Source organism: Kitasatospora sp. NPDC094016, assembly GCF_040304045.1.
GTDB lineage: Bacteria > Actinomycetota > Actinomycetes > Streptomycetales > Streptomycetaceae > Kitasatospora.
This window is the reverse complement of the sequence record NZ_JBEOUK010000014.1, coordinates 188,134-195,103: the sequence shown is the minus strand read 5'-3', so window position 1 is coordinate 195,103 and position 6,970 is coordinate 188,134. Positions and strand designations below refer to the sequence as shown.

The 6,970-nt window shown below is 74.7% G+C and carries 7 protein-coding genes; 4 read left to right on the top strand and 3 right to left on the bottom strand.

The window, feature by feature from the left end; translation table 11 throughout:
• Positions 1-256: 256 nt before the first annotated feature.
• Complete coding sequence (locus tag ABT015_RS16420; RefSeq protein WP_350879708.1) at positions 257-1,345, bottom strand: ThiF family adenylyltransferase; 1,089 nt, start codon at positions 1,343-1,345, stop codon at positions 257-259.
• A 405-nt stretch (positions 1,346-1,750) separates the two neighbouring features.
• On the opposite strand from ABT015_RS16420, the gene ABT015_RS16415 reads away from it, so the two are divergent.
• On the top strand, positions 1,751-2,326 hold the full coding sequence (locus tag ABT015_RS16415) for a M48 metallopeptidase family protein (protein ID WP_350879707.1): 576 nt from the start codon (positions 1,751-1,753) through the stop codon (positions 2,324-2,326).
• A 116-nt stretch (positions 2,327-2,442) separates the two neighbouring features.
• Here ABT015_RS16415 and ABT015_RS16410 read toward each other — a convergent pair whose 3' ends face one another.
• On the bottom strand, positions 2,443-3,030 hold the full coding sequence (locus ABT015_RS16410) for an NUDIX hydrolase (protein WP_350879706.1): 588 nt from the start codon (positions 3,028-3,030) through the stop codon (positions 2,443-2,445).
• The gene (locus ABT015_RS16405; RefSeq protein WP_350879705.1) at positions 3,027-4,580 is read right to left on the bottom strand and encodes a zinc-dependent metalloprotease; all 1,554 of its coding nucleotides are present in this window, start codon (positions 4,578-4,580) and stop codon (positions 3,027-3,029) included. The genes ABT015_RS16410 and ABT015_RS16405 overlap by 4 nt, the downstream gene beginning before the upstream one ends.
• A 200-nt stretch (positions 4,581-4,780) precedes the next feature.
• Between ABT015_RS16405 and ABT015_RS16400 the strand changes: the two genes are divergently transcribed.
• The 3 genes from ABT015_RS16400 (at position 4,781) to ABT015_RS16390 (ending at position 6,958) form a co-directional block, all read left to right on the top strand.
• Positions 4,781-5,929 carry an NAD-dependent epimerase/dehydratase family protein gene (locus tag ABT015_RS16400; RefSeq protein WP_107452871.1) on the top strand — a complete coding sequence of 383 codons (1,149 nt, stop codon included), beginning with the start codon at positions 4,781-4,783 and terminating at the stop codon, positions 5,927-5,929.
• A gap of 108 nt (positions 5,930-6,037) precedes the next feature.
• Positions 6,038-6,478, top strand: a complete 441-nt coding sequence (locus ABT015_RS16395) for a molybdenum cofactor biosynthesis protein MoaE (RefSeq protein WP_350879704.1) — start codon at positions 6,038-6,040, stop codon at positions 6,476-6,478.
• Positions 6,479-6,766: 288 nt separating this feature from the next.
• Positions 6,767-6,958: a hypothetical protein gene (locus tag ABT015_RS16390; protein ID WP_350879703.1), complete on the top strand. Its 192-nt coding sequence runs from the start codon at positions 6,767-6,769 to the stop codon at positions 6,956-6,958.
• Positions 6,959-6,970: the final 12 nt, after the last annotated feature.

Here is a 6,970-nt window from a genome sequence, read left to right as displayed (position 1 = left end):
GGGCCATGGGCTCGCTGGGCCATGGGCTCGCTGGGCCATGGGCTCGCTGGGCCATGGGCTCGCTGGGCCATGGGCTCGCTGGGCCATGGGCTCGCCGGGCCATGGGCTCGCCGGGCCATGGGCTCGCCGGGCCGGGCGCTGGCCCGGTCCGCCGTGGCGTGGGGCCGGACGGCTGCCGAGCCTCGCAGCCGCCGGGCCCGCGCCCGGTCGGTTCCTCTCCTTGGCCGGGCCCTCGCCCGGCAGGTTCCTCTCCTCCTTACCTCGGTGGCGCCGGCTGCCAGAGGCACCCGCAGTCCGGGTGTCCGCGCAGTCGCAGACGTCGTGGCATCCCTTCGCCGGCCGACACCTCGCACCACCCGTCCACGCTCGGCGGCCGCCCGCCGTCCAGGTGGATCTGGACGTGCAGCGCCGCCAGGCCGGCCACCATCGTGGCCAGGGCCGTGTCGCAGGCCGGGGTGCGGGCCCGGCCGGGCCCGCCGTCCGCCAGCTGGGCGAGGATCCGGGGCCAGGCGGCGTCCTCGTCCTCCCGGCGCAGGACCAGGCAGTGCCCGCAGGCCGACACCCCCGGCAGCACCAGGGGCCCGACCACCCCGAACTCCTCGACCACTCCGACGTACAGGTGCGGCACCCCGGCCCGGAGCAGCAGTCGGGCCTCGTACGTCCCGCCGGCGAACGCCCCGCTCCCGTCCCGGGACGCGAGCACCACCAGGTCGGGCGGCGGCCCGTCGGGCTTTCGCCGGGGCACGGGCACCAGTGGTCGGCCCGCCGCCCGTTGCACGGCCTCCCGGGCGGCCGTCAGCCGCAGCCGTCCGACGTCCCCCGGCGGCAGTCCTGCCGGGGAACAGTCCCCGGGGCGCACCCGGCCGCCGTCCACCACGGTGACCGTGCCCGCCCCGCCGGCCGAGAGCACGGCCGCCACGGCGGCGCCCACCCGGCCCGCGCCGCGGACCTCGATCCGGGCGCCGGCCCGCCGGGCCAGGACGGCCGGTGCGGCGCCGGGGCCGGAGTGGACCAGGGACAGCGAGGCGAGGTCCGGTCCGAGCAGGTCCCGGTGGGGCTGGGGGAAGCGGGTCAGCGCGGTGCCGGTCGCCTCCGCGTCGTCCAGTAACCCGGTCTCCTCCAGGTCGGTCAGCAGTGCGTCGGCGGGCTCCCGGCCGAGGCCGAGCTGCTCGCCGGCCTCCAGCAGTTCGGGGCGGTCCCTGGTCCCGTCGACCAGGCCGAGGAAGTCGCAGAGGGTCTTGTCGGCTTGGCCGAGCACCCCGGCGTAGCGGGTGATGGTCCCGAACTGCAGGGTGTCGGAGTCCCGCCAGCTGCGGGACAGGGCGGGCTTCAGTACGAGGCGCACGGCGATCTCCCTTCCGATCGTTTCCGGACGGCTGACCGCAGCATGCCCCATCGCGCCGACGTCGTGCGCAAAGTTATCCACAGGCTCGGGCTCATGATCACATCATCTGTTCGCAGACCCTGTGGATAACCGCCCATCCGCTCCGGCGCCGGTTTCCGGACACTCTCCGTCGACTTTTCGTTCCCGATCACTCCATGAAAGATTTCGGCCACGGCACCGGACTTCTGTCCGTGGTAGCGGGTAACGTCGTGTGCCATGGCAGCCGAGCGGGACTCCCATCCACCGGCGTCGCGTCGGCGTGCCCGTGCAGCGTCCGGGTCGCAAGTGGCGGCGCCCAGCACGCGTGGGCGTCGGGACCAGGATCAGCAGGCGAGGCCCGCGTCGCCGCAGCACCCACCCGCCGCCGTGCCACCGGAGCCGCACGACCGCGGCCGGGTGGAGGTGCGCCGCAGTGCCCGCCGCAGCCGCACCGTCTCGGCCTACCGCGAGGGTGACCGCACGATCGTGCTGATCCCGGCCCGGATGTCGCACGCCGAGGAGCAGCGCTGGGTCGCGCAGATGCTGGAGAAGCTCGCCGCGCAGGAGAGCCGCCGGATCCTCGGCGACGACGCGCTGATGGACCGGGCCCGCGGGCTGTCGGCCGCCTACCTGGGCGATCGCGCCAGGCCCGCCCAGGTCCGCTGGGTCACCAACCAGAACTCGCGCTGGGGCTCGTGCACCCCCAGCGAGGGGACGATCCGCCTCTCCCACCGTCTGCAGGGCATGCCGGAGTACGTCCTGGACTACGTGCTGCTGCACGAGCTGGCCCACCTGCTGGTACCGGACCACGGCCCGGCGTTCTGGGCCCTGTTGGAGGCCTACCCCCGGACGGAACGGGCTCGCGGCTACCTGGAGGGCGTGGTCTCGGCGGCCCGGCTGCCGCACATCCCCGGCGCCCGGCACGCCGACCGGGATGCCGATCCGGCCTGCTCCTGCGGCTGACGGCTCGACGCCCGGCCGGGAGGCGGTGGGGAGGAACGCGGCGGGGAGAACGACGCGGGGAGCAAAAAGAGGGGGCGCGGGCCGTATCGGCCCGCGCCCCCTCTTCGGGTTTCACCTCAGCTGGTCAGCAGGCGGGCCCGTGCCACCAGGTCCCGCACCGAGTGGTCGGTCAGCTCCGGCAGCCGGTCGTAGTCGAACCAGCGCAGGTCCAGCGACTCCTCGCTGATCAGCGCCTGCGCACCGGCCGGTGCCACCGCGATGTACTGGACGTCCAGGTGGGTGTTCTCCGGACGGTCCTTGCCGGTGCAGCGGACCAGGTGCCGATCCAGCTTGGCCGGCACCGGGACGCCGTCCGCCTCCAGCAGGGCCAGGTCGGGGATGCCGGACTCCTCGACGGCCTCCCGCAACGCCGCCGACGCGAGGTCCCGGTCGTCGGGCTCGCAGTGCCCGCCCATCTGCAACCAGATGCCGACCTTGGGGTGCAGGGTGAGCAGCACCCGCCCGGCCGCCGGATCGACGACCGCCGCGCTCGCGGTGATGTGCGCGGGCAGGCACGACCGGTACAGGCCCTCGGGCTGCTCGGCCAGGTGCGTCAGGTAGTCGAGCCGCAGCCGGTCCTGCTCCTCGTCGGCGGGGCGCCACCCGGTCAGGGTGCGCACGGCGTCCGCGTGCAGGGACGTCGCCCCGGTGTCGGTGGCCGTCATGCGGTGGGCTCGCCCTTTCCGTCGGTGCCGTCGCCGTCCTGCTTCGGCTCGTCGCTCTTCGCCGGTCCGTCGTTCTTGGTGAGGTCCGGCTTGGCGGCGGTGCCGCCCGCGGCGGCCTCGCCGAGCAGCTTGTCGATCGCGTCGAAGTCGAGGCCGCCCTCCAGGTCGCCGGTGCCCCGGTGCACGAAGGCGTCCGGGTCGTCCAGGTCGGCGGCGGTGGGCAGCATGTCCGGGTGCTGCCAGAGCGCGTCGCGGCCCTCGATGCCGCGCGCGTCGGCGAGCAGCGCCCACAGCCGGGCGGCGTCGCGCAGCCGGCGCGGGCGCAGCTCCAGGCCGACCAGGGTGGCGAAGGTCTGCTCGGCGGGCCCGCCGGCGGCGCGGCGGCGGCGGACGGTCTCGCGCAGCGCGCCGGCCTGCGGCAGGTGCGGTTCGGCGGCGGCGTGCACGACCGCGTCGACCCAGCCTTCGAGCAGCGCGAGCGCGGTCTCCAGGCGGGCGAGTGCGGCCTTCTGCTCGGGGGTGTCCTCGGGCTGGAGCAGCCCGCCGGCCAGCGCCTCCTGGAGCGCCTCCGGGTTGTTCGGGTCGAGCTGGCCGACGAGCTCCTCCATCCGGGAGGTGTCCACCTTGATGCCGCGGGCGTAGGCCTCGACGGCGCCGAGCAGGTGGGCCCGCAGCCACGGCACGTGGGCGAAGAGCCGCTGGTGGGCGGCCTCGCGCAGGGCGAGGTAGAGCCGGACTTCGTCGGCGGGCACGTTCAGGCCCTCGCCGAACTCGGCGACGTTCTGCGGCAGCAGCGCGGCCTTGCCGGCCGGGGCGAGCGGCAGGCCGACGTCGGCGGAGCCGACCACCTCGGCGGCGAGGGCGCCGAGCGCCTGGCCGATCTGGGTGCCGAACATGGCGCCGCCCATGGAGCGCATCATGCCCATCAGCGGGCCGGCCATGGCCTGCATCTCCTCGGGCAGGACGCCGCCCATGGCGTTGCCGACCCGCTCGGCGACCGGGTCGACGAGGTCCTTCCAGACCGGGAGGGTGGCCTCGATCCACTCGGCGCGGCTCCAGGCGACGGCGGTGCCGGCGCCGGAGGGGAACTCGGTGACGCCGTCGAGCCACAGGTCGGCGAGCCGGACGGCCTCGGCGACGGCGGAGTGCTCGGCGGCGCTGACCGAGCGGTCCTTGCTCTTGCCCTCGGCGGGTTCGGCGACGACGCTCTGGCGGGCGATGTTCTTGGCGAGGTCCCAGTTCACCGGGCCGCCCTCGAACGAGAGCATCTGTCCGAGCTGCTGGAACGCGCTGCCGAGGTCGTTGGGGTTGAGACCGCCGAACATCGCGGCGAACGGGTTGTCGGCCCCGCCGGGGCCGCCCGGGGCTCCGCCGGGCATGCCGAACAGCGCGCCGAACGGGTTGCCGGCGCCGAAGCCGAACGGCTGCGCGCCGCTCTGGTCGGAGCCTGCGGAGCCCTGGTCCTTCTTCTGCTGCTCGTTGTCGGGCTTGGCCTTGCCGTCCTCGGGCTCCTCGGGCGGAACGCCGAATCCGAAGGGAAGGTCGCTCACGGGGTCCTCGATCCGGTCGGCCGTCATACGGGTGGGGCGGGAAGTGCTGCCCGCCCGGGGCACCAGCGGAGTGGGGGACTCGTGGGCGGCTCCAGTGCGGCAGGCCCGCGCCGGGTGCACCGCCGGGCCTTCGCCTCGGGCAGGATGGACGTACGTGACACACGTCCGTACGCACATAAGCTAACCGTGGAGGATGGTCGGTGAGTTCCCCGCCTTCGGACGTTCGCTCTGGGCTGACCGGAGACGAGGACGCCCCGGACATCACGGCGTCGCCGCCTCCAGCCTACGGCGGACGGCCGCTGACCGTGGCCGTCACCGGTGCCGCCGGCGTGATCGGCGAACGGGTCGCGGCCCGTCTGGTCGCCTCGCCGCACGTGCGCAGGGTGCTGGCGGTGGACGACCGGCGCGGCGAGGTGCCGGGTGTGCAGTGGCGGGTGCTGGACGTGCGCGACCCCGCGGTGGCCGAGCGGTTGTCCGGCGTGGACGTGGTGGTGCACCTGGCGATGGACTTCGGCATGGAGTCGGATCCGCGCGCCCGCAGCGCCTACAACGTGCGCGGCGCGCAGACCGTGCTGACGGCGGCCGCGGCCGCCGGGGTGCACCGGGTGGTGCTCTGCACCTCCGCGATGGTCTACGGCGCGCTGGCCGACAACGAGGTGCCGCTGGCCGAGGACTCCGAGCTGCGGGCGACCGAGGAGGCCTCGCTGGTCGGGGACCTGCTGGAGATCGAGCGCCTGGCCCGCCGGGCGCCGCGCGCCCACCCGGGGCTGCAGGTGACGGTGCTGCGTCCGGCGGTGGTGGTCGGCCCCGGCGTGGACACCGTGCTGACCCGGCACTTCGAGGCGCCGCGGCTGCTGGTGGTGGCCGGTTCCCGCCCGTGCTGGCAGTTCTGCCACGTGGACGACCTGGCGGCGGCGCTGGAGTACGCGGCGCTGGGCCTGGTGGAGGGCGAGGTGACGGTCGGCTGCGACGGCTGGCTGGAGCAGGAGGACGTGGAGCGGCTGTCGGGGATCCGGCGGATGGAGCTGCCGGCCTCGCTGGCGCTGGGCACCGCGGCCCGGCTGCACCGGCTGGGCCTGACCCCGGCCCCGGCGGGGGATCTGGCGTACACGATGTACCCGTGGGTGGTGTCCGGCAGCCGGCTGCACGAGGCGGGCTGGCGGCCGGAGCACAGCAACGAGCAGGTGCTGGCCGAGCTGCTGGGCCAGGTCGCCGGGAAGCACGCGGTGGCCGGGCGCCGGCTGGGCGGCAAGGAGGCCGCGACCAGCCTGGGGGCGGCCGGGGCGACGGTGGCGCTGGTCGGTACGGCCGCGCTGGTGCGCCGGGCCCGCAAGCGGCGCCGCTTCTGAGGCCGGTGGCCCCGAGGGACGGGCAGGTTTTCTCACGATGCGGAATCCCGCCATCGTGATGCGGAACCTGCTTGCCTCAAACCACCCGGGATGGGGAATCATGGGGGCATGTCCGAGAACCACGACCCCATCCGCCTGCTCGCCATCCGTGACACCCCGCTCTCGCTGGACGAGGTGTACGAGGCGGTCGGCGACGACGCGGCCGGCGGGACGACCGTCTTCGTCGGGACGGTCCGCGACCACGACGGCGGCAAGTCGGTCACCGCGCTGGAATACAGCTGCCACCCCACCGCCGAGCAGGAGATGCGCCGGATCGCCGAGAAGGTCGTCGCCGACTTCCCGGTGCGGGCGCTGGCCGCGGTGCACCGGGTCGGCCGGCTGGAGATCACCGACAAGGCGGTGATCGTCGCCGTGTCGTGCGCCCACCGGGGCGAGGCCTTCGCGGCCGCCCGGCGGCTGATCGACGACCTCAAGCACGAGGTGCCGATCTGGAAGCACCAGGTCTTCACCGACGGCGAGGAGGAGTGGGTCGGCGCCGGCAGCTGCTGACCCGGGCGCCCCGGTGGACCGGGCCGGACCGGGCCGGACCGGACTGGACCGGACTGGACCGGGGCGGACCGGGAAGGGGCGAATCGCTGCGGAGAGTCTCCACTTGTGCACGGAGCGCGACGAACATGCCGGGCGGGCCGGGCTCTCACTCGAACGGGTCCGGGTCAGTGGGCCGAATACTCCCTGGCAGTGAGCCGATCGGCCGTCCCGTAACCCGGACGGCGCCGCCCGCGTTGTCCGCCGGAGTGGTTAATCTGCTCGTAGACACGACGAGCTGGGAGTACTGATATGGGTGCGCTCGCCTGGTTGATCATTCCGGTCATCGCCGTCCTGCTCGCCGCCCTGTGGGCGGGCTGGGCCCAGCGAGCCCCGAGAGCCACGGGGGACCCCGCCTCGCTCGCCGAGCACCGGCGCTTCATGGCCGCGATGGAACGCACCACCGCCGGGAGCGCCGCCTCCGAGGACGGTTCCGGCCGGTAGCCCGGGGGGCGC